Genomic DNA, 22,110 nt, shown 5'->3' with positions numbered 1-22,110 from the left:
AGTCAAGGAGGCGTCCATGGACGGTCCGCTGCTCGACATCGCCGAGGTGGCCGGGCGCACCGGGCTCGCCCCCTCGGCCCTGCGCTACTACGAGCGGGAGGGGCTCATCGAGCCGGCCGGCCGCAACGGCCTGCGCCGCGCCTACGATCCGGAGACGCTGGAGCGGCTCGGCCTGATCACCTGCGCGCGCAGCGCCGGCTTCGGGATCGCCGAGATCCGCCGCCTCCTGGAGAGCGGGCCGGAGGACGGGCCCCGGCTGCGCGAGAGGATGGCCCGCAAGGCCCGCGAACTGGACGAGACGATCGACCGCCTGGCCCGCATGCGCCAGAGCATGCTGCACGCCGTCACCTGCACGCACGAGCCGCTCGTCGACTGCCCGGAGTTCAGGCGGGCCGTGCGCGGCGTCCACGCCCCCGAACCGGCGGGCTGAGCACGCTCGTCCCGCGGCGGCGATGCCCGTCGTCCGCGGGACGGAGAGACGAAAGGCGCGGACCGGGAGCACCCCGCAGTTCTCCCGGTCCGCGCGTTCGTGGGGCCCCTTTCAGGTGAGGTCGGGGCCGTAGACCTCCCACAGCTCGCCCGCGAAGAAGCGGCCGAAGTCCAGCAGGGCGGCGGGGCCGCCGGGGCCCGCCGTGCGGAACGTCGTCAGCTGGCGGGCGAAGTCGGTGAGCTGGATGTGCAGGACGCCCGCGCCCAGCACCGGGGCGTCCGCGCCCTCCTCGGCGTGACCGTCGAGGATCGTGCAGTAGAGGGTCGAGGTGTCGGGCCAGATGCGGGTGGGCGGCCCGTGCAGGACGTTCTTGCGGCCGATGAGGGTACGGGGCCGGCCCTCGCCGTCGGTGAAGTACAGGCGGTACCTCATCAGCCGGCGATCCTCGGCGCCCCCCGGCGCGAAGAGGTTGAACCAGCCCCGCTGGACCGGGCGGCGGCCCCCGTGACCGGCCGCGTCGATCCACCCTTCGGCCCGGGCGGTGTGCTCGGGCTCGGCCAGGAAGCGATCCACGTCGTCGGCGGTGATGGTGAGCCGGAACGAGAACCGCTCGCGGTCCTCGCTCAGCTCACCCGCCCGCGGATCATCGGTCCCCGAGGTGATGAACCCCTTCATCTCCTCGGTGAACGACAGTGACGTACGGCCGGAACCCCCGCCGGGCGGGGTCCCCGATCCCGTGCCGTACGCCGTGCCGCTCACCGCCCCGCCGGGCGAGCCGGTCCCCGCGACCGGCTCGGCCCCCGTGGCGGCGGGACGGGACGCGCCCTCCAGGATCCGCGTGGCCATCCGGTCGGCCATCGCGGCGATCGTGAGCGAGGGGTTCGGGCCCACCGGCCCCGGCATCGCCGCCCCGTCGGCGATGTACAGGCCGGGGAACCCGAACACCTCGCCGAAGGCGTCGCAGACGCCCTCGGCCGGGTGGTGCCCCATGGGGGCGCCGCCCAGGGGATGGACGGTGACGACGCGCTTGCGGAACCACATCGGGTTGTCGGCGTAGTCCGCGCCGAGCACGTCGGCGATGCCCTCCATCGTCTTGCGCAGCCGCTCGAAGTGGGCGGTGCTGGACGCGCTGGTCCAGTCGGCGGTGAGCCGGCCGTTCTCCAGCCCGAGCACGCCGTCGGCGGTGTCGCGGCCCATGCCGAGCAGGGGCAGCGAGCTGACCGACAGGGCGCCGTCGCCGATCAGGTCGGCCAGCTCCTCCGACAGGTTGGTGTCGGGCGCGCCGCTGAAGAACTCGGTGAACCGCGACCACAGGAACTTCACCGCGCGGTCGACCTGGTCGCCGAGGTCGAGCGGCTGGACCATCCAGTCGACGAAGCCGGGGTAGCCGCCGTCCTCGATGTAGGCGCCGCGGCCGGCGCCCGGGTGGCCGTCCAGCTCGTCCGGCAGCCGGATCGCGCTGGTGATCACCGGGCCGCGGCTGGCGTCCAGGGGCCGGACGCGGTCGCGGTCCTTGGCCCTGAGCAGGAACGTCAGCAGGTCGCCGTTGCCGCAGAAGCGGGTGCCCAGCGCCGGGCTCAGGCCGGGGAACGCCGGGCGCGACCTCAGCAGCAGGTGGGTGGTGCCGTACGTGCCGGCGCCGAGGACCAGCCGGTCGCAGGAGATGGTGCGCAGCGGGCCGCGGGTGCCGGCGTCCATGTCGTGCACGACGTAGTCGACCTCGTAGCCGCCGTCGGTGCGCGGCCGGATCGCCTTGACCTCGTGGCCGGTGCGCAGGTCGGCGCCGTGGTGGGCGGCGGCCGACAGGTAGTTGTGGTCGAGGGAGTGCTTGGACCCCTCGTTGCAGCCGATGTCGCACTCGCCGCACATCCGGCAGGTGCGGCGCGGGACGCCGTGCAGGTTGCCGTACGCGGGCTCGGCGATCGGCAGGCCGATTCCGGGGGCCGCGCCGCGGTGCGGGGCGAAGCCGACCGCCAGCGGCGGCAGCGCCCAGTTGAGGCCGAGCTCGGCGGCGGCGTCCTGCATCGCGTGGGTCTTGGGGGTGTCGGCGAACGGGGCCCGGCCCAGCGGGTACGGCACCGCCCCGATCATGTCCTCGACCCGGTCGTAGTGCGGGTCCAGGTCGGCGCGGGTGATCGGCCACGGGTCGTGGCCGCCGCCGGCGTTGTCGTTGACGAACCAGTGCTCGTCCTTGCGCAGCAGGACGTTGGCGTAGATGAGGGAGCCGCCGCCCAGGCCGGAGGCCACGACCGAGTCGCAGCCCTTGAAGCTCCACACGTCGAACATGCCGTACAGCGCCTCGGCCGGATCCCAGAACGCGCGCCCCATCTCGGCGGGGGAGCGGGGGAACGAGCCGGGCGGGTAGGGCCGGCCGCGCTCCAGCAGCACGACCGACCTGCCCGCCTCCGCCAGCCGGAAGGCGGCGACCGAACCGCCGAACCCCGAGCCCACGACGACGGCGTCGACGTGCTCGGTGCTCTGCTGGACGGTCATCTCAGGCGGCCTTCCGGTCGGTGCCGTGCTTCTTGAAGTGCTCGACGATGCGCGGGTAGACGTCCTCGTGGGCGTTCTTGCCGAGGATGGGGTCGATGTGGCCGTAGCCGGGGAGGACCTCCAGCTTGTGCCGGCCCGGAACGATCTTCGAAAGCGCCCGGTGACAGACGATGTTGGAGTCGGTGAAGATCCGGTTGTGGTCGCCGGTGGTGAACAGGATCGGCGTGGTGATCTCGGCGGCGCGGGCGAGGAAGTCGGTCGGCAGCGCCTTGAGCCTGGGGTCGCGGGGGTCGTACCGGACGGCCTTGCCCGCCTTCACCATCTTGCGGATGTGCCGGTAGTAGTGGACGGTCGAGGCGCCGTTGATGTCGGCGAGCCGGTCGTGCCGGTGCGTCTCGGGCGCGAGGTTCTCGTGCATGAAGAACCCGGGCCGCCCGGACGCCCACATGAAGCTCTGCATGTGGCACGCCGGCTCGTCGCACTCCGGGTGGAACGCCGAGATGACCTTGGCCATCAGCCACCGGCCGCTCAGCTTGGGCGCCTCGGTGAACCGCGGGTCGATGTACGGCGAGCCGAGGACGTAGTCGGCGAAGTCCGGGCCGACGGCCATCTTCACCTTGGACCAGTTCGGCACGCGGGGGGTGAGCGAGACGCTGTTGACGACCAGGCTGGCGAAGTCGTCGTCCCGCACCGCACCGCCGAACAGGCTCATGCTGAACGACAGGGCGCCCAGGCAGTGCGCGAACACGTGCACCCGCCGGTCGCCGATGTGCCGGCGCAGCTCGGTCATCGCGGCCGGGAAGTCGAACAGCGCGATGTCGTCGAGGGACCAGCGCCGCCCGCCGGTGTTGTACGGGAAGCGGTTGCTCATCCGGAAGTCCAGCGCCCACACGTCGCCGAAGCCCTCGTCCAGCAGGTGGCTCACCATGTTCCGGATCTCCGGCATGACGAACAGGTCGCTGGAGGAGGTGAGCCCGTGCATGAGCAGGACGACGTCGTCGCTGTCCTGGCGGTGGAACCGCGACAGCGTCAGCAGCAGGTCGTCCTCGGTCGTGAACGGATGCAGCGACACCGCGGCGTCCTTGACGCCCTCACCCGAGAATCGTCGGATTCGGCGTGCCATGTCTCTGTCCTCCCGGATCAATGTCGGTCCCAACCCTGCCAGCCCCCCACGTCACCGCGGCATCGTGGAAAACCCGTACTCGCGTGGTGGTCCCGTGGGGGCCGTGTGAAGTAAGAGTCCGTTTTGGGCCATCCGGTTCATTCTCGTCCGGATCTTGAGGAGGGAAGCGCGCAGGGGCGCGCCCGGTACGGCGGGGTGAGGCGGGGGCGAGGCGGGTGCGGGCGTCAGACCTCGCGGCCGGCGGCGTGCCGGTCGAGCGCGGTCGCGACGCCGACGCGCGAGGAGACGCCGAGCTTGCGGAAGACCCGCGACAGGTGCGTCTCGACCGTGCGGACGCTGAGGAACAGCTTCTCGGCGACCTGCTGGTTGGTGCAGCCCTGCGCCACCAGCGAGGCGATCTCGTACTCCCGGGGGGACAGCCCGAACGGCTCCTCGCCACTGCCGCCGGGTCGCGGCCCGGTCACCCGGACCCCCAGCCGCCGCTGCTCCCGTACGGTCTGCGCGGTCAGCGCGGCGGCCCCGCACGCCTCGAACAGCCCGGCGGCGGCGCGCAGCCGCTCGCGGGCCGGCTCCCGGGCGCCGGCGGCGTGGTGGGCCAGGCCCGCGGCCAGTTCGGCGCGGCCGGCCTCCAGCCGGCGGCCGGCGGCGGCGAGCAGCTCGGCGGCCTCGGTGGCCAGCACGGCGGCCCGGGCCGGGTCGGCCGGGCGCGCGGCGTGCGCGTGCGCGAGCCGGACGAGGCCGGCGTCGGCGGGCACCCCGATGGTGCCGAGCGCGTCGGCGATCTCCGCCCAGCGGGCCGGGTCGCCCTCCTTGCGGCCGGACTCGGTGAAGGCCAGCAGCTCGGCGCAGCTCAGCAGCGTGGACGGGTCCAGCTTGGGGTCGGACGGGTCGCCGCAGGCGTCCAGCAGCGCGGCGGCGCCCTCGTCGTGCCGGCCCGCGTTGATCAGCGCGACGGCGCGGCCGTAGCCCGCCATGGCGCCCCACCACTCGCCGGCGCCGAGGTCGCCGGCGACGGCCTCCTCACCGAACCGCAGCGCCCTGTCGTGGTCGCCGGACCAGCTCGCGGCGAGGCACTGCTGGGTGAGGCCGAACACCAGCGCCTCGCTGGAGCGCAGCAGCCGGGCGGTCTCGGTCGCCTCCTCGGCGGCGTCCGCGGCCTCCTCCAGCCGGCCCAGCAGCGTGTACGCGCGCGCCCGCGCGTTGAGCAGGTAGGTGATGAACGAAGCCTGGCCGGTGGCGCGGCAGACGGCGGTGCTGCGCTCGATGTGGCGCAGCGCGTCGCCGTACCGGCCCATCATGATCTCGGTCCAGCACAGCCAGGGGACGGTGTCGAGCGCGTCCGCGATGTGGCTGTCGGGCGCGGCGGTCAGCAGCCGGTCGGCGGCCTCGGCGTAGGCGCCGGCTTCAGCGACCCGGCCGGTGGCGTACGCGGGTAGCACCCGCAGCGAGGCGACCGCGAGGCGCAGCCCGGGCTCCCAGTCGGGGGCGTTCTCGGGCATCCGGTCCAGGACGGCCTGGGCGCCGCGGGTGTCGATGCGCATCAGCCGGTCGGCGACCAGCCGGACCCGCAGCAGGACGGCGGCGGCGGCCTGCGGGTCGGGGATGCGGTGCAGCTCGTCCAGCACCATCGCGCGGGCTTCCTGGTGGCGGTGCAGCTGCCGCTCGATCACCGCGCACATCTGGACGGCGCGGGCGCGCCGGGCGTGGTCGCCGGGCGGCAGCAGCCGCAGCAGCGTGCGGGCGGTCTCGCGGCCCTCGACCAGCCGGCCGCTGACGGTCTGGGCGTGCGTCAGCTCGGCCAGCAGCCCGACCCGGTGCGGCCCGTCCGGCCCGGCGTCCTCCGCGCCGGCGGCGGGCCCGGCGTCCTCGGGCATGAGGCGCAGCGCGGCCTCCAGCCAGTGCGCGGCGGTGGCGGGCGCCTGCGGCGCGACCGCGCGGGCCGCCGCCACCAGCGTCATGATCGCCGACCGGTCGCCGTAGCGCGCAGACCGTTCCACATGGTGGGCGCGGAGGGTGGCGGGGGCGCCGAGGCCGGCCAGGTACGCGGCGACCCGGGCGTGCGCGGCCAGCCGCCAGCCGGCCGCGGCCGACCCGTACACCACGTGCCGGACCAGCGGGTGCCGGAACCGGAAGCGGCCCGCCGAGGCCGGCCGGACGACGTCGCGGGCGACCAGGTCGTCGAGCGCGGCCAGCGCGTCGGCCTCGGGCAGCTCCGCGGCGGCGGCGGCCAGCGCGGGCTCGAACTCGTCGGCGGCGACGGCGGCGGCGCGGGCGACCAGCAGCGAGGTCTCGTGCAGGCCGCTGAGCTCGACCTGGAGCGCGGTGCGCACGGCGGGCGGCAGCTCGGTGATGTCGCCGAGGTCGGGCAGCGCGCCCCAGCGCTCGGCGCCGGTCTCCTCGGGCAGGGGACCGTCGCCGGTGCCGCGGGCGAGCGCCTCCAGGTAGAACGGGTTGCCGCCGCTGGCCTCGTAGAGCGCCTGGCAGCGGGAGCGGGCGACGCCGGGGCCGAGGAAGCGCTCGACCTCGGCCTCGGTGAACGGGTCGGCGGTGACGCTGACGCCGTGCTCGCCGGCGACGTCGACGAGCGTGGCCAGCCGCGGCGACGCCTGGGCGGGCCGGTAGGCGACGCCGATCAGCACCCGGGCGCGGGGTGGGTGGCGGACGAGGTAGCCGAGCAGCTCGACCGAGGCGTCGTCGGCCCAGTGGACGTCGTCGAGCAGCAGGACCAGGCCGGTGCCGGCGGCGAGCCTCTCCAGCAGGTGCCGGACGGCACGGTGCAGCTGGTAGCGGGCGACGCCGAGCGCGGCGTCGCCGTCCCCCGCGGCCGCGTCGGTGCGCGCGGGCGTGACCGGCAAGGCGGGCGCTGCGGGTGCTGGGGACGCTGCGGGCGCGGTGCCCGTTCCGTTGGCGGGCCCGCCGCCGAGGACCGCGGCCGGGACGTCCACGGGATCGGCCGCGGCGGTGCCCGCCAGGGCGGGGAAGACGGTGGACAGCAGCCGCGCGGTGGCCGGGTCGAGCTCGGGCCGGCGCTCCTCCAGCTGGTCGTCCAGGGCGTCCACCAGCGCGGCGAACGGCATCTGCTGCTCGAACTCGGCGGCGCGCCCGGCCAGCACCGGCAGCGCGCGCCCGCTCGCGGCGCCGGCCAGCTCGCCCAGCAGCCGGGTCTTGCCGGCGCCCGGGTCGCCGGACAGCGCGAGGAAGCGGAACGAGCCGCCGATCGCGGCGTCGAGCGCCCCGTCCAGGACACGGAGGGCCTCCCGCCGCCCGACGAGCGGAGCGCCGTCAGTGGCGGCCGGGTTGCGGGCCGCGCGACCCTCCATCAGTCTCCTTGCGGGGGGAGCACCGGCTGTCCGGTGGGGACGTCGATCCCTTGACCTCTGGTGATTCGGGCCCGTTCCGCCGAGGGCCGGCCCGGGCTGGACGGCGGGTAATACTACTGCTCCATTGGACGAGGGGTACAGTACCCGCCGTACGCCGGCCGGGCCGCCGTCCCCCGCGTCCCTTTCATGTGCTATCAACCGTCATCGCGGCCCGTGTGTCAACAGGGCCGGAGGATGACGCTGCGTGACCCATTCTCGCAGCCGCGCCCGGGATCCGCGCGGGGAACGGCGAACGGCCGGCCGCGGCGGGGGATCAGCCCAGGCGGGCCGCCGCCTCGTCCCAGGCGGCGGTGCCGGCCGGCTCGTACCGGCGCAGCGGCTGGGTGCGGGCGACCAGGTCGCGCATCTCGGCCAGGCCGTCGAGCACGCCGTGCGCGCGGGCCTGGACCAGCACGTTGCCGAGCGCGGTCGCCTCCACCGGGCCGGCCACGACCGGCAGCCCGCAGGCGTCGGCGGTCAGCCGGCACAGCAGCTCGTTGCGGCTGCCGCCGCCGACCAGGTGGACCACCTCGACCTCGCGGCCCGACAGCCGGACCGCCTCGCGCAGCGTGCGGCGGTGCGCCAGGGCGAGGCTGTCGAGCACGCACCGGACGATCTCCGCGCGCGTCCGCGGCTCGGGGAACCCGCGCCGCACGCAGTGCGCCGCGATCCGGGCGGGCATGTCGCCCGGCGGCAGGAACTCGGGGTCGTCGGGGTCGATGAGCGCGCGCAGGCCCGGGACCTCCGCCGCCTCGGCCAGCAGGGCGGGCAGGTCGGGCGCCCCCCAGGCGCGCATCGACTCCTGGAGCAGCCACAGCCCCATGACGTTGCGCAGGTAGCGGACGGTGCCGTCGACGCCGCCCTCGTTGGTGAAGTTGGCCTTGAGGCTCTCCGTTCCGAGGACGGGCTCCGGCAGCTCGACGCCGACCAGCGACCACGTGCCGCACGAGATGTAGCCGAACCGGTCCGTCGTGGCGGGCACGGCGGCGACGGCGGACGCGGTGTCGTGCGAGGCGACGGCCGTCACCGCGAGTCCTGGAGACACCCCTGTCTCTTCGGCCACATCCGGCCGCGGCCGGCCGATCAGATCGCCCGGCTCGCGCAGCGCGGGCAGCAGCGCGCCGGGCAGGTCCAGCCGCTCCAGCAGCGGCCGCGACCAGGTGCCCGCGCGGACGTCGAGCAGCCCGGTGGTGGAGGCGTTGGTGCGCTCGGCGCCGATCTCGCCGGTGAGCCAGTACGCCAGCAGGTCCGGGATGAGCAGCAGCGTCCGCGCCCGCTCCAGGCCGGGGCCCTCCGCCAGCAGCTGGAACACGGTGTTGAACGGCAGGAACTGCAGCCCCGACACCCCGTACAGGACGTCGTCGCCGAGCTCGTCGCGGACCCGGTCCATGATCCCGTCGGTGCGCGCGTCGCGGTAGTGGACGGGGTTGCCGAGCAGCGCGCCGTCCTCGCCGAGCAGGCCGTAGTCGACCGCCCACGAGTCGATCCCCACCGAGACCAGGCCGGCCGGGGCGGCGGCGCGCAGGCCGTCCAGGACGTTGCCGTACAGGCCGAGGACGTCCCAGTGCAGGGTGCCGTTGACGCGCACGGGCCGGTTGGGGAAGCGGCGGACCTCGGTGAGGTCGAGCGCTCCCGCGCCGATCCGGGCGGTGATCACGCGCCCGCTGGACGCGCCGAGGTCGACGGCCGCGAACGTCGCGCCGTCCGAGGGGGAGGGATTCATTGGGGTGCCGTTCAGATCGTTCAGGTGGCTCGGGTGGCTGGGGTGGCTCGGTTGGCTCAGACGACGAGGAGGACTTCGAGGGTCCGCGGGCCGTGCACGCCTTCCACCCGCGACAGCTCGATGTCGCTGGTCGCGGACGGGCCGGACACGAACGTGAGGGGGCGGGCGGGGTCGAGCCGTTCGAGGCCCTCGGGGACGTCGGCGGCGATCTGGTCCGCGGTGACCACGATGAGGTGGTAGTCGGGGACCAGTGACAGCGCGCGCGGCCCCTGCCCGGGGCCGTGGTCGAGCACGATCGTCCCGGTCTCGGCGATGGCGGCCGCGCAGCCGGTGACGGCGCCCGCGAGCCCGTCCAGGGCGGCGGCCGGCGGGTCGGTGACGAGCCGGTCCGCGGGCACGGCCGACAGCCAGCCGGCCGGCAGCCCCGCCGGCACCGCGTACTCGCCGCCGCGGGCGGCCAGCGCCTCGGCGACCGCGCCGGGCAGCTCGTCCTCGGACACGGTGCGGACGGCGGCGCGGTAGTCGGCGACCCGCTCGGCCAGCAGCTCCACCATCCCGCCCTCGTGGTGGCGGCGCAGGTAGGAGCGGTCGATCGCCGCGTAGTCCGCGGCGATCTCGGCCGCAGGCCGGGCCGGCGTGATCCGCTCGATCCGCCGCAGGATCTCCTCGCGCGCGTTCACTTCTCGTCCGCTCCGTTCTCCCGCGTGCCGCCCTCGGTCCGCTCCCACCAGGCGCGGAACGACTCGCGCGGCGGCGCGGGCGCGTCCCGCGTGTCGGTCCAGGCTCGCAGCGGGCCCGGCAGGCGGCGGATCCGCCCGTTGCGGCCGACGACCCAGCGGCTCGCCGACGCCGCCTTCTGCGCCAGCCCGAGCCGGGCGGGGGAGCGCAGCGTCCAGCCGGCCAGGCCCATCACCGCCCGCTCGCCCGGATGCTTGCGCGAGGACTCCACGGCGCGGGCGCGCAGGTGCACCAGCACCTCGGGGATGTCGATGGCGACCGGGCACGCCTCGAAGCACGCCCCGCACAGCGACGACGCGTACGGCAGCGAGGCGTCCACCTCCGAGCCGATCCCGCGGATCTGCGGCGACAGGATCGCGCCGATCGGGCCGGGATAGGGCGAGCCGTAGGCGTGGCCGCCGGCCCGCGCGTACACCGGGCACACGTTCAGGCAGGCCGAGCAGCGGATGCAGCGCAGCGCCTGCCGCCCGACCTCGTCCTCCAGCGTCGCGGTGCGGCCGTTGTCCAGCAGCACCAGGTGGAAGTCGCGCGGCCCGTCGCCGGGCGTGCTGCCCGTCCACGTGGAGGTGTACGGGTTCATCCGCTCGGCCGTGGACGAGCGCGGCAGCAGCTGCAGGAAGACCTCCAGGTCGCGCCAGCTCGGCACCAGCTTCTCCACGCCCATCACCGAGATCAGCGTCTCGGGCAGGGTGAGGCACATCCGGCCGTTGCCCTCCGACTCCAGCACCACCAGCGTGCCGGTGTCGGCGACGGCGAAGTTGACGCCCGACACCGCGACCTTGGCCGACAGGAACTTGGCCCGCAGGTGGCGGCGCGCGGCCTCGGCCAGCTCGGCCGGGGAGTCCGACAGCCCGTCCGGCGCGTCCGGCATCTCGCGGCGGAAGATGTCGCGGATCTCGGACCGGTTGCGGTGGATGGCCGGGACCAGGATGTGCGAGGGCCGGTCGTCGCCGAGCTGCACGATCAGCTCGGCGAGGTCGGTCTCGTACGCGGCGATGCCCTCCTCGGCCAGCGCCTCGTTCAGCCCGATCTCCTGGGTGGCCATCGACTTGACCTTGACGACCTCGGTCTCGCCGGTCGCCTTCACCAGGTCCGCGACGATCCGGTTGGCCTCGGCGGCGTCCCGCGCCCAGTGCACGGTGCCGCCGGCCGCGGTGACGTTCTCCTCCAGCAGCCGCAGGTAGTGGCCCAGGTCGGCGAGCACGTGGTCCTTGATCTGCTTGCCGGCCTCGCGCAGCGCGTCCCAGTCGTCCAGCTCGGCGACCGCCCCCGCGCGCCGCCCCCGGATCGTGGACGTGGCGTGCGCCAGGTTGTGCCGCAGCCGGGTGTCGCCGACCGCGCGGCGCGCCGCGTCCGGGAACGCGGGCATGCCGAGGTAGGTCGGCATCGCGGTGTCGTTCACCGCGGGTCTCTGTACGCTCACGCGGGCTCCTCCTCCGTGGCGGCGAGGATCTCCGCCAGGTGCACGGTGCGGACACCGGACCGGGTGCGGGTCAGCGCGCCGCCGATGTGCATCAGGCACGAGTTGTCGGCCGCGCACAGCGCCTCGGCCCCGGTCCGCCGCACGTTGGTGACCTTGTCGGCGCACATGGCGGCCGACACGTCCGGGTTCTTCAGCGCGAACGTCCCGCCGAACCCGCAGCACTCGGTGGCCTCGGGCAGCTCGACCAGGTCGATGCCGCGCACCTCGCGCAGCAGCCGCAGCGGGCGGTCGCCCACGTGCAGCATCCGCAGCGAGTGGCAGGTCGGGTGGTAGGTGACGCGGTGCGGGAAGTACGCGCCCACGTCGGTCACGCCGAGCACGTCGACCAGGAATTCGGTCATCTCGTACACCTTGGGCGCGAGCTCCTCGACCCGTCCGGCGAGCCGCCGGTCGCCGGTGCCGGCGGCGACCTTGGGGTGCCAGTCGCGGACCATCGCCGCGCACGACGCCGACGGGGTCACGACCGCCTCGTACCCGGCGAACGCGTCGGCGAAGCCGCGCACCATCGGCACGGCCTGCTTGCGGTAGCCGGTGTTGAAGTGCATCTGGCCGCAGCAGGTCTGGGCCGTCGGGAAGTCGACCTCGTGGCCGAGCCGGCGCAGCAGCCGCACCAGCGCCCGCCCCGTCCCCGGGTACATCGTGTCGTTGAGACACGTGACGAACAGGGCGACCTTCACAGCGCCTCCACCTCCGGCTCTCCCGCCATGGCCTGGTCGTTCCCCTCAAGGGGGCGGGCACGCCGGCTGGAGTCGCGGACGACCAGCTCGGGCTGGAACATCACCTGCTGGTGGGCGTGGCCGCCGGGGTCGTCGCACTCCTCCAGCAGCAGCTCGGTGGCGATCCGGCCGAGCTGGTAGGTGGGCTGGCGGACCGAGCTGAGCGGCACGGCGGCCGCGGCCGAGAACTCGATGTCGTCGTACCCGATCAGCGCGACGTCGGTCGGGACCTTGACGCCGGCCTGGAGCAGTACGCGCAGCACGCCCAGCGCGAGCAGGTCGTTGGCGCAGAAGACGGCGTCGGGCAGCGGCCCGCCGTCCAGCAGCCGCCGGGCGGCCTCCTCGCCGGCCCGCGCGTTCATCGCGGGGACGGCCAGCTCGCGCAGCGCTTCCTTGCCGAGGCCCGCCGCGCGCATGGCCCGCAGCGCCCCTTTGCGGCGGTCGGTGCACTGGCGCAGCGCGGCGGGGCCGGTCACGTACACCAGGGAGCGCGCGCCGTCGGCGAGCAGGTGCCCGACGGCCAGCTCGCCGCCGGCGACGTCGTCGACCGCGACCGAGCACTGGTTGGCGCGCGGGGTCGGATGGTCCAGCAGGACGACCGGGATGCCGCGCTCGCTGAGCCGGTCGGTGTTCTGCCCGTCGTCGCCGACCGGGGTGATGAGCACGCCGCGGACCTGCTGCTCGGCGAAGACCCGGATGTTGCGCCGCTCGCGCTCGCCGGACTCGGCGGAGGACGACAGCAGCACCGCGCAGCCGCGCTCGCTGGCCACGTCCTCGACCCCGCGGGCCACGTCGGTGAAGAACGGGTTGGCCAGGTCGAGCACCATCAGGCCGACCGTGCTGCTGTGCCCGGCGCGCAGCGTGGACGCCGAGCCGTTGCGGACGAAGCCCAGCACGCGGATCGAGCGCTCGACGCGCTCGCGGGTCGTGGCGGCCACCCGCTCGGGGCGGTTGAGCACGTTGGAGACCGTGCCGGGGGACACCCCGGCGTGCTCGGCGACCTGCTTGATCCCCACGGTGCCCACTGTGCGCCCCCGGTCTCGTTTCCGCTGGTGTGCCGCGCTCACTTTGGGACATGTCTTTAAAACGTGTCAAGCCTGTCGTCGGAAGTTTCGTCCCCGGTCACCCGTGCCGGGGCGGCTCGCGGGAGTCGACTCGAAGATCTCTTCAGCCCCGATGGCATCGGGGCTCACGGCCGCTTCCAGGGGATCTTCCGGAAAGTTGCCTCTTGACGAGTGCTCGCGGTCACATCTAGCGTCCTCCGCAACATCCTGTTAAAACGTTTTTCATCATCCGGTTACAGAACACCCCAGCGAGGAGGGTGGCCGTGAGCGCACCCGCTCGGTCGGCGCCACCGACATTGGCACTGGTCAACGTCAGCAAGTCGTTCGGAGCCGTCAAGGCCCTGCAAGGCGTCACCCTGGAGCTGCACGCCGGCGAGGTTCACGCGCTCGCGGGCGAGAACGGCGCGGGCAAGTCCACAGTCGTAAAAACGTTCGCAGGCGTGCACCGCCCCGACGCGGGCGAGGTACGCGTGGACGGCGAGCCCGTGGAGTTCGGCGGACCGGCCGACGCGCAGCAGGCGGGCGTCGCGGTCATCTACCAGGAGCCCACGCTGTTCCCCGACCTGTCGGTCGCCGAGAACATCTTCATGGGCCGCCAGCCCCGCGCCGGCCTCGGCCGCATCGACCGCCGCGCCATGCACGAGCGCACCGCCGAGCTGTTCGCGCGGCTCGGCGTCGCGCTCGACCCGCAGCAGCCGGCCCGCGGCCTGTCGATCGCCGACCAGCAGGTGGTGGAGATCGCCAAGGCCATCTCCCGGGACGCCCGGGTGCTGATCATGGACGAGCCCACCGCCGCGCTGACCGGCCAGGAGGTGGCCCGCCTCTTCAGCGTCACCCGCACGCTGCAGGAGCAGGGCTGCGCGGTCCTGTTCATCTCGCACCGGCTGGAAGAGATCTTCGAGCTCTGCCAGCGGGTCACCACCCTGCGCGACGGCACCTACATCGGCACCGAGCCGGTCGACGGCCTCACCCCCGACGACCTGGTCCAGCGGATGGTCGGCCGCGAGCTGGACGACCTGTACCCCAAGCAGGACGTCACCCCCGGCGAGGTCGCGCTGAAGGTCTCCCGGCTCACCCGCGAGGGCACCTTCACCGACGTGTCGTTCGAGGTCCGCCGCGGCGAGATCGTCGCGCTGGCCGGGCTGGTCGGCGCGGGCCGCAGCGAGGTCGCCCGCGCGATCTTCGGGGTGGACCGGTGGGACGCCGGCGAGGTCGAGGTGGCCGGGAAGAGGCTGCCCGCCGCCAGCCCGACCGCCGCGATGGCGGCCGGCCTGGCGCTGGTCCCCGAGGACCGCCGCCAGCAGGGCCTGGTCATGGACATGTCCATCGAGCGCAACATGGGCCTCACCCAGCTCCGCTCGCTGCGCAAGGCCACGAAGAAGGGGCCGCTGATCTCCCGGAAGGTCGAGCGCGACCGCGCCGCCGACTGGGCCCTGCGGCTCCAGCTCAAGTACGCCCGGCTGACCGACACCGTCGGCGTGCTGTCGGGCGGCAACCAGCAGAAGGTCGTGCTGGCCAAGTGGCTGGCCACCGAGCCCGCCGTACTGATCGTGGACGAGCCCACCCGCGGCATCGACGTCGGCACCAAGGCCGAGGTCCACCGGCTGCTGTCGGAGCTGGCCGCCCAGGACCTGGCGGTACTGATGATCTCCTCCGACCTGCCCGAGGTGATCGGCATGGCCGACCGGGTGCTGGTCATGCACGAGGGCCGGCTGACCGCCGAGATCGCCCGCGCGGACGCCACCGAGGAGTCGGTCATGGCGGCCGCGACCGGCCGCAACGGCAACGGCGACGGCGCGGGAAAGGCGGCCTGAGACGATGACCGTACTCGCCGAAACCCCCACGAAACCGCCCGCGAACGGGCGGCCCGCGAGCGGCGGGCGCCGGCTCGTCGACGTGGTGCTGCGCGCCCGCGAGATGAGCATCGTCGGCGCGCTGGTCGTGCTCGTGGTCGTCACCACGATCGTCAACCCGCGGTTCCTGTCGGCGCAGGGCGTCGAGGACATCTTCCTCAACACCTCGATCCTGGCGCTGCTGGCCGTCGGCCAGGCGATGGTCGTGATCACCCGCAACATCGACCTGTCGGTCGGGTCGGTGGTCGGCCTGGTCGCCTTCGTCACCGGCGACTTCGCCTCCGGCACCGACCGCAACGTGCTGCTGATCGCGGCACTGGGCATCGGCATCGGGCTGCTCTGCGGGCTGGTCAACGGCCTGCTGGTCAGCTTCTGCCGGGTCCCCGCCCTGGTCGTCACGCTGGGCACCCTGTACGTGATCCAGGGCCTGGACTACTACATCGCCAGCGGCGACCAGATCAGCGCCTCGGACCTGCCGTCCTCGGTGCTCTCGCTCGGCAACGACGCGATCCTCGGGGTCCCGTACCTGCCGATCATCACGGTCGTGGTGATGCTGCTCATCGGCCACTACCTCCGCTCCTACTCCTCCGGCCGCGAGTACTACGCCATCGGCTCCAACCCGGAGGCCGCGCGGCTGGCGGGCGTCCCGATCCGGCGCCGGGTGCTGACCGCCTACCTGGTCAGCGGCGCGCTCGCCGGGCTGGCCGGCGTGCTGTGGCTGGCCCGGTTCGGCACCGTCGTCGCCGACGCCGCCAACGGCTGGGAGCTCAAGGTCGTCAGCGCCGTCGTGGTCGGCGGCGTGGCGATCGTCGGCGGTGTCGGCACCGTGTACGGCGCGGTCCTGGGCGCCGCGCTCCTGACGATCATCGGCAGCGTGCTGGTGGTCCTCAAGGTCAACCCGTTCTGGCAGGACGCCATCACCGGCCTGCTGCTCCTGCTGGCGATCAGCGTGGACCGGCTCATGGCGTTGCGGACGACCCGGGCGTTGAAGGTCAAGTCCCGGTCGCGGCGGAGCCGCCGCCGCGCCAACGGCAACGGCAGGGCCACGGCCACGGGCGCGGCGGCGGCCCCCGGCGAGGGCACGGGCACCGGCCCGGGCAAGGGAGAAGGGAACGACCGCGATGAGGTTTGACGCGCGCGGCCTGGTCCGCTGGGAGACCGCCGTCACCCTGCTGCTGGTCCTGGTCTTCTTCGGCGGCGCCGGGATCTCCCCGGACTTCGCCAACACCGACAACCTGTCGTTCGCGCTCGGCGACCTGAGCGAGATCGCGCTGATCGCGCTGCCGATGACGCTGCTGGTCGTCTGCGGCCAGGTGGACCTGTCGGTCGCCTCCGTCCTCGGGCTGTGCAGCGCGCTGACCGGCGGCCTGTGGGACGCCGGCTGGGCACTGGAGACGATCATCCCGCTGGTGCTGGTCGTCGGGCTCGTCTGCGGGCTGGTCAACGGCCTGCTGGTCACCCGGCTCGGCCTGCCGTCGCTCGCGGTCACCATCGGCACGATGACCCTCTACCGGGGACTGGCGTACGTGGTGCTGGGCACCGAGGCGGTCGCCGAGTTCCCGCAGCAGTACACCGACCTGGCCACCCAGACGGTGCCGGGCACGCCGATCCCGTACCCGATCGCGCTGTTCATCCTGCTGGCGGTCATCACCGCGGTCACCCTGCACGCCACCGGCGTCGGCCGCTCGCTGTTCGCGATCGGCTCGCAGGAGGACGCGGCGTACTTCGCCGGCATCCGGGTCAAGCGGATCAAGCTGATCCTGTTCGTGGTGTCCGGCCTCATCGCCGGCCTCGCCGGGATCATCTACACGCTCCGCTACGGCAGCGCCCGCGCCGACAACGGCCTCGGGCTGGAACTGACCGTCATCGCGGCGGTGCTGCTGGGCGGCATCGACTTCGACGGCGGGAAGGGCACGCTCGGCGGTGTGATCGCCGCGGTGCTGCTGATCGGCCTGCTGCGCAACCTGCTGATGCTCAACGACGTCTCGACCGAGATCCAGTCGGTCGTGACCGGGCTGCTGCTCATCATCTCCGTGCTCACCCCGCGGCTGATCGCCGTGGTCCGGGAGGCACGGGGGAAACGGGGCGCGCGATCCGCGGCCCCGGCGGCCGCCCCGTCCTGACCCCCGGGTCACCCTCCCCGCCGAACCTTCTCAACCCACCCCCGAAAGGCACCTGACCATGACCGTTCGTCTGCGCGCGCCACGCCGCATCGCGGCGCTGGCCTCCATCAGCGCACTGGCCCTCACCCTGACGGCCTGCGGCGGCACCACCAAGGGCTCGGAGTCCGAGTCGGGCGGCTCCGCGGGCGGGAACGCGACCGCGAACCCGAACGCGCCGCTGAAGAAGGACCTGAAGATCGCCTTCCTGCCCAAGCAGGTCAACAACCCGTACCTGACGATCCTGGACAACGCCGGGATCGAGGCGGCCAAGGAGTACGGCGGCGAGGCCAAGGAGGTCGGCCCGTCCGACGCCTCCGCCTCCTCGCAGGTCTCCTACATCAACACCCTCGTCCAGCAGCGGCACGACGCGATCCTGATCGCCGCCAACGACGCCAACGCGGTCTGCGGCCCGCTCAAGCAGGCCATGCAGAAGGACATCAAGGTCGTCTCGTACGACTCCGACACCGCCAAGGACTGCCGGGACATCTTCATCAACCAGGCCAGCACCGAGGAGATCGGGCGCAGCCAGGTGAAGATGGTGAGCGACCAGCTCGGCGGCAAGGGCGAGATCGCGATCCTGTCGGCGACCGCCAACGCCACCAACCAGAACGCCTGGATCGAGATCATGAAGGCGGAGCTGAAGAAGCCGGAGTACGCCGGCCTGAAGCTCGTCGAAACCGTCTACGGCGACGACGACGACCAGAAGTCGTTCCAGCAGACCCAGGGCCTGCTGCAGGCGCACCCCAACCTCAAGGGGATCATCTCGCCGACCACCGTCGGCATCGCCGCCGCCGCCCGCTACATCAGCGGCTCCAAGTACAAGGGCAAGGTCGCGCTGACCGGCCTCGGCACCCCGAACCAGATGCGCCAGTTCATCAAGGACGGGACCGTGAAGCAGTTCGCGCTGTGGGACCCGAAGAACCTGGGCTACCTGGCCTCGTACGCCGCCGCCTCGCTGGCCTCCGGCCAGATCACCGGCGCGCAGGGCGAGAAGTTCAAGGCGGGCAAGCTCGGCGAGCGCACGATCGGCGCGAACGGCGAGGTCATCCTCGGCCCGCCGACGGTGTTCGACGCCAAGAACATCGACCAGTACAACTTCTGATCCGTATTCGGGGCGGAAGCCCCGGGGGTCTGGGGGTCCGCCCCCAGGAATGACACTGCTCCCGCCTCCCCGCCGTGGCCGGCCGCTCCCCGACAGGGCCGGCCACGGCGGGGAGGGCGGCGCCCACCACCAGAGGGAGGACCTCGTGAAGCGCGTCTGCTTCCTGCTGAAAGTCCGGCAGGAGCGCCTGGAGGAGTACCGCGAGCGGCACGAGGCGGTATGGCCCGAGATGCGGGCCGCCCTCAGCGCGGCCGGCTGGCACAACTACTCGCTCTTCCTGCGCGAGGACGGGCTGCTGGTCGGCTACCTGGAGACCGACGACTTCGCGGCGGCGCAGGCCGCCATGGCGGAGACCGAGGTCAACGCGCGCTGGCAGGCCGAGATGGCGCCCTTCTTCGAGGACCTCGACGGCCGCCCCGACGAGGGGATGCGGCCGCTCGCCGAGGTCTTCCACCTGGACTAGAGGATTCGGAGAGACAACCCGTGAGTGACATCAGCACGGTCAAGGACGCCCTGCGCCGCCAGCACATCGAGACCCCGTCCTGGGCGTACGGCAACTCCGGCACCCGCTTCAAGGTCTTCGCGCAGCAGGGGGTGCCGCGCACCCCGCGCGAGAAGATCGACGACGCCGCCCAGGTGCACCGCTTCACCGGCGTCGCCCCCAGCGTCGCGCTGCACATCCCCTGGGACACCGTCGACGACTACGCCGAGCTGGCCGCGTACGCCGAGGACCGCGGGGTGCACGTCGGCGCCATCAACACCAACGTCTTCCAGGACGACGACTACATGCTGGGCAGCGTCACCAACCCGGACCCCGCGATCCGGAAGAAGGCGCTGAACCACCTGCTGGAGTGCGTCGACATCATGGACGCCACCGGCTCGCGCGACCTGAAGCTGTGGTTCTCCGACGGGACGAACTACCCCGGCCAGGACGACGTCCGCGCCCGCCAGGACCGGATGGCCGAGGCCCTCGCCGCCGTGTACGAGCGGCTCGGCGACGACCAGCGGTTCCTGCTGGAGTACAAGCTGTTCGAGCCGGCGTTCTACATGACCGACCTGCCGGACTGGGGCGCCTCGTACGCGCACTGCCTCAAGCTCGGCCCCAAGGCGCAGGTCGTCGTGGACACCGGGCACCACGCGCCGGGCACCAACATCGAGTTCATCGTGGCGTTCCTGCTGCGCGAGGGGAAGCTCGGCGGGTTCGACTTCAACTCCCGCTTCTACGCCGACGACGACCTGATGGTGGGCGCCGCCGACCCGTTCCAGCTGTTCCGGATCATGCACGAGGTGGTCCAGGGCGGCGGGTACGACCCCGAGACGAACGTGGCGTTCATGCTCGACCAGTGCCACAACATCGAGCCCAAGATCCAGGGCCAGATCCGCTCGGTGATGAACGTCCAGGAGGCCACCGCCAAGGCGCTGCTCGTCGACGTCGAGGCGCTGAAGGCGGCGCAGGACTCCGGCGACGTCCTCGGCGCGAACGCGGTGTTCATGGACGCCTACAACACCGACGTCCGCCCGCTGCTCGCCGAGCTGCGCGAGGAGATGGGCCTGCACGCCGACCCGATCGCCGCGTACAAGGACTCCGGCTACTACGAGAAGGTCGTCGGGGAGCGCAAGGACGGCCAGGCCGCCGGCTGGGGAGCCTGACCCGCGCCGAGGCGCACGCCCCCGACCCACGCACGAAGTGATCCACGTGAGGAGAGACCCCATGACCGCCACTCCACCCGAGGTGGAGCAGCTGCTGGAGCGGGCCCACACCCTGGGCTCGGACCCGCGCAACACCAACTACGCGGGCGGCAACGCCTCGGCCAAGGGCACCGTCACCGACCCCGTGACGGCCCGGGACATCGAGCTCATGTGGGTCAAGGGCTCGGGCGGCGACCTCGGCACGCTCACCGAGGCCGGGCTGGCCGTGCTGCGGCTGGACCGGATGCGCGCGCTCGTGGACGTCTACCCGGGCGTCGAGCGCGAGGACGAGATGGTCGCCGCGTTCGACTACTGCCTGCACGGCAAGGGCGGCGCCGCGCCGTCGATCGACACCGCCATGCACGGGCTGGTGGACGCCGCGCACGTCGACCACCTGCACCCCGACTCGGGCATCGCCGTCGCGACCAGCGCCGACGGCGAGGAGCTGACCCGCCGCATCTTCGGCGACCGGGTCGCGTGGGTGCCGTGGCGGCGCCCCGGCTTCCAGCTCGGGCTGGATATCGCCGCGATCAAGCAGGACAACCCGCGGGCGATCGGCGTGATCCTCGGCGGGCACGGCATCACCGCCTGGGGCGCCACGTCCGAGGAGTGCCAGGCGAACGCGCTGGACATCATCCGCACCGCCGAGGCGTACATCGCCGAGCACGGCAAGGCGGACCCGTTCGGCGAGGTCGTGTACGCGACGCTGCCCGAGGAGGAGCGGCACGCCCGCGCCGCCGCGCTGTTCCCGCTGGTCCGGGGCCTGGCCTCGACCGACCGGCCGCAGGTCGGGCACTACACCGACAGCCCCGAGGTGCTGGACTTCGTCGCCCGGTCCGAGCACCCGCGGCTGGCCGCGCTGGGCACGTCCTGCCCGGACCACTTCCTGCGCACCAAGGTCGCGCCGCTGGTGCTCGACCTGCCCCCGGACGCGCCCCTTGAGGACGTGGCGGCGCGGCTGCGCGAGCTGCACGCCGCGTACCGCGAGGAGTACGCCGCGTACTACGAGCGCAACGCCGACGAGAACTCCCCGGCCATGCGCGGCGCCGACCCGGCGATCGTGCTGGTCCCGGGCGTGGGCATGTTCAGCTTCGGCGCCAACAAGCAGACGGCGCGCGTCGCGGGCGAGTTCTACGTCAACGCCATCAACGTGATGCGCGGCGCCGAGGCCCTCTCCACCTACGCCCCCATCCCCGAGTCGGAGAAGTTCCGGATCGAGTACTGGGAGCTGGAGGAGGCCAAGCTCCGCCGGATGCCCAAGCCCAAGCCGCTCGCGACCCGCGTCGCGCTGGTCACCGGCGGCGGCTCCGGCATCGGCGCCGCGACCGCCCGCCGGCTGGCCGCCGAGGGCGCCTGCGTCGTCGTCGCCGACCGCGACCTGGCCGCGGCCGAGAAGGTCGCCGCCGAGCTCGGCGCGAAGGCGCTCGCCGAGTCCGACGTCGCGGTCGCCGTGGGCGTGGACGTCACCGACGAGGACCAGATCGCCGCCGCCGTACGGGCCGCCGTGCTGGCGTTCGGCGGCGTGGACCTGGTCGTCAACAACGCCGGCCTGTCGGTGTCCAAGCCGCTGCTGGAGACCACCGCCGCCGACTGGGACCTCCAGCACGACGTGATGGCGCGCGGCTCGTTCCTGGTGTCCCGGGAGACCGCCCGGGTCATGATCGACCAGGCGATGGGCGGCGACATCGTCTACATCTCGTCCAAGAACGCCGTCTTCGCCGGCCCCAACAACGTCGCGTACGGCGCGACCAAGGCCGACCAGGCGCACCAGGTGCGGCTGCTGGCCGCCGAGCTGGGCGAGCACGGCATCAAGGTGAACGGCATCAACCCCGACGGCGTCGTCCGCGGCTCCGGGATCTTCGCCGGCGGCTGGGGCGCCAAGCGCGCCGCCGTGTACGGCGTCGAGGAGGAGAAGCTCGGCGAGTTCTACGCCCAGCGCACGCTGCTCAAGCGCGAGGTGCTCCCCGAGCACGTCGCCGCCGCGGTCTTCGCCCTCACCGGCGGGGACCTGACCCACACCACCGGGCTGCACGTCCCGGTGGACGCGGGAGTGGCCGCCGCCTTCCTCCGCTAGCCCGCTGGTCCGTTCAGCCCGTAACACCAACCCCGCATCCCTACCCCGCATCCCCAGAACTGGTGGGGGCGGCGCCGGTCACGCAGGAGCCGCGCCGCCCC

At 73.3% G+C, this 22,110-nt stretch carries 16 protein-coding genes; 8 read left to right on the top strand and 8 right to left on the bottom strand.

Annotation, left to right across the window (positions count from 1 at the left end; translation table 11 throughout):
• Positions 1-16 precede the first annotated feature (16 nt).
• Positions 17-430 carry a MerR family transcriptional regulator gene (locus ACA361_RS09490; protein WP_375011454.1) on the top strand — a complete coding sequence of 138 codons (414 nt, stop codon included), beginning with the start codon at positions 17-19 and terminating at the stop codon, positions 428-430.
• 111 nt (positions 431-541) lie between these two features.
• Here the strand turns inward: ACA361_RS09490 and ACA361_RS09485 are convergent, their stop codons facing one another.
• The 8 genes from ACA361_RS09485 to ACA361_RS09450 form a co-directional block, all read right to left on the bottom strand.
• Positions 542-2,923: a GMC oxidoreductase gene (locus ACA361_RS09485; RefSeq protein WP_375011453.1), complete on the bottom strand. Its 2,382-nt coding sequence runs from the start codon at positions 2,921-2,923 to the stop codon at positions 542-544.
• A 1-nt stretch (position 2,924) separates the two neighbouring features.
• Positions 2,925-4,046, bottom strand: a complete 1,122-nt coding sequence (locus ACA361_RS09480; protein WP_375011452.1) for an alpha/beta fold hydrolase — start codon at positions 4,044-4,046, stop codon at positions 2,925-2,927.
• Positions 4,047-4,270: 224 nt separating this feature from the next.
• Positions 4,271-7,366 (bottom strand): AAA family ATPase, encoded by a 3,096-nt coding sequence (locus ACA361_RS09475; protein WP_375011451.1) that lies wholly within the window; start codon positions 7,364-7,366, stop codon positions 4,271-4,273.
• Between the two features lie 313 nt (positions 7,367-7,679).
• Positions 7,680-9,128: a rhamnulokinase family protein gene (locus ACA361_RS09470; RefSeq protein ID WP_375011450.1), complete on the bottom strand. Its 1,449-nt coding sequence runs from the start codon at positions 9,126-9,128 to the stop codon at positions 7,680-7,682.
• A gap of 56 nt (positions 9,129-9,184) precedes the next feature.
• Complete coding sequence (locus tag ACA361_RS09465; RefSeq protein ID WP_375011449.1) at positions 9,185-9,808, bottom strand: lactate utilization protein C; 624 nt, start codon at positions 9,806-9,808, stop codon at positions 9,185-9,187.
• Positions 9,805-11,235 carry a LutB/LldF family L-lactate oxidation iron-sulfur protein gene (locus tag ACA361_RS09460; protein ID WP_375011996.1) on the bottom strand — a complete coding sequence of 477 codons (1,431 nt, stop codon included), beginning with the start codon at positions 11,233-11,235 and terminating at the stop codon, positions 9,805-9,807. The genes ACA361_RS09465 and ACA361_RS09460 overlap by 4 nt, the downstream gene beginning before the upstream one ends.
• A 50-nt stretch (positions 11,236-11,285) precedes the next feature.
• The gene (locus tag ACA361_RS09455; protein WP_375011448.1) at positions 11,286-12,026 is read right to left on the bottom strand and encodes a (Fe-S)-binding protein; all 741 of its coding nucleotides are present in this window, start codon (positions 12,024-12,026) and stop codon (positions 11,286-11,288) included.
• Positions 12,023-13,090 (bottom strand): LacI family DNA-binding transcriptional regulator, encoded by a 1,068-nt coding sequence (locus ACA361_RS09450; RefSeq protein ID WP_375011447.1) that lies wholly within the window; start codon positions 13,088-13,090, stop codon positions 12,023-12,025. The genes ACA361_RS09455 and ACA361_RS09450 overlap by 4 nt, the downstream gene beginning before the upstream one ends.
• A 302-nt stretch (positions 13,091-13,392) precedes the next feature.
• Between ACA361_RS09450 and ACA361_RS09445 the strand changes: the two genes are divergently transcribed.
• The 7 genes from ACA361_RS09445 to ACA361_RS09415 all read left to right on the top strand — a co-directional run bounded on the left by ACA361_RS09445 (position 13,393) and on the right by ACA361_RS09415 (position 22,009).
• Positions 13,393-14,943, top strand: a complete 1,551-nt coding sequence (locus tag ACA361_RS09445) for a sugar ABC transporter ATP-binding protein (protein ID WP_375011446.1) — start codon at positions 13,393-13,395, stop codon at positions 14,941-14,943.
• Between the two features lie 4 nt (positions 14,944-14,947).
• Positions 14,948-16,114 (top strand): ABC transporter permease, encoded by a 1,167-nt coding sequence (locus tag ACA361_RS09440; protein ID WP_375011445.1) that lies wholly within the window; start codon positions 14,948-14,950, stop codon positions 16,112-16,114.
• Complete coding sequence (locus tag ACA361_RS09435) at positions 16,104-17,105, top strand: ABC transporter permease (protein ID WP_375011444.1); 1,002 nt, start codon at positions 16,104-16,106, stop codon at positions 17,103-17,105. The genes ACA361_RS09440 and ACA361_RS09435 overlap by 11 nt, the downstream gene beginning before the upstream one ends.
• Before the next feature lie 58 nt (positions 17,106-17,163).
• On the top strand, positions 17,164-18,246 hold the full coding sequence (rhaS, locus tag ACA361_RS09430; protein ID WP_375011443.1) for a rhamnose ABC transporter substrate-binding protein: 1,083 nt from the start codon (positions 17,164-17,166) through the stop codon (positions 18,244-18,246).
• 145 nt (positions 18,247-18,391) lie between these two features.
• On the top strand, positions 18,392-18,709 hold the full coding sequence (locus ACA361_RS09425; RefSeq protein ID WP_375011442.1) for an L-rhamnose mutarotase: 318 nt from the start codon (positions 18,392-18,394) through the stop codon (positions 18,707-18,709).
• Positions 18,710-18,729: 20 nt separating this feature from the next.
• Complete coding sequence (rhaI, locus tag ACA361_RS09420) at positions 18,730-19,896, top strand: L-rhamnose isomerase (protein ID WP_375011441.1); 1,167 nt, start codon at positions 18,730-18,732, stop codon at positions 19,894-19,896.
• Positions 19,897-19,957: 61 nt separating this feature from the next.
• A complete protein-coding gene (locus ACA361_RS09415) occupies positions 19,958-22,009 on the top strand; it encodes a bifunctional aldolase/short-chain dehydrogenase (protein ID WP_375011440.1) in 2,052 nt (683 codons plus the stop codon).
• Positions 22,010-22,110: the final 101 nt, after the last annotated feature.

The sequence above is a fragment of the Actinomadura sp. 21ATH genome (assembly GCF_041951345.1).
In the GTDB taxonomy this organism is placed as follows: domain Bacteria; phylum Actinomycetota; class Actinomycetes; order Streptosporangiales; family Streptosporangiaceae; genus Spirillospora.
This window is presented reverse-complemented; position numbering and strand designations above follow the sequence as displayed.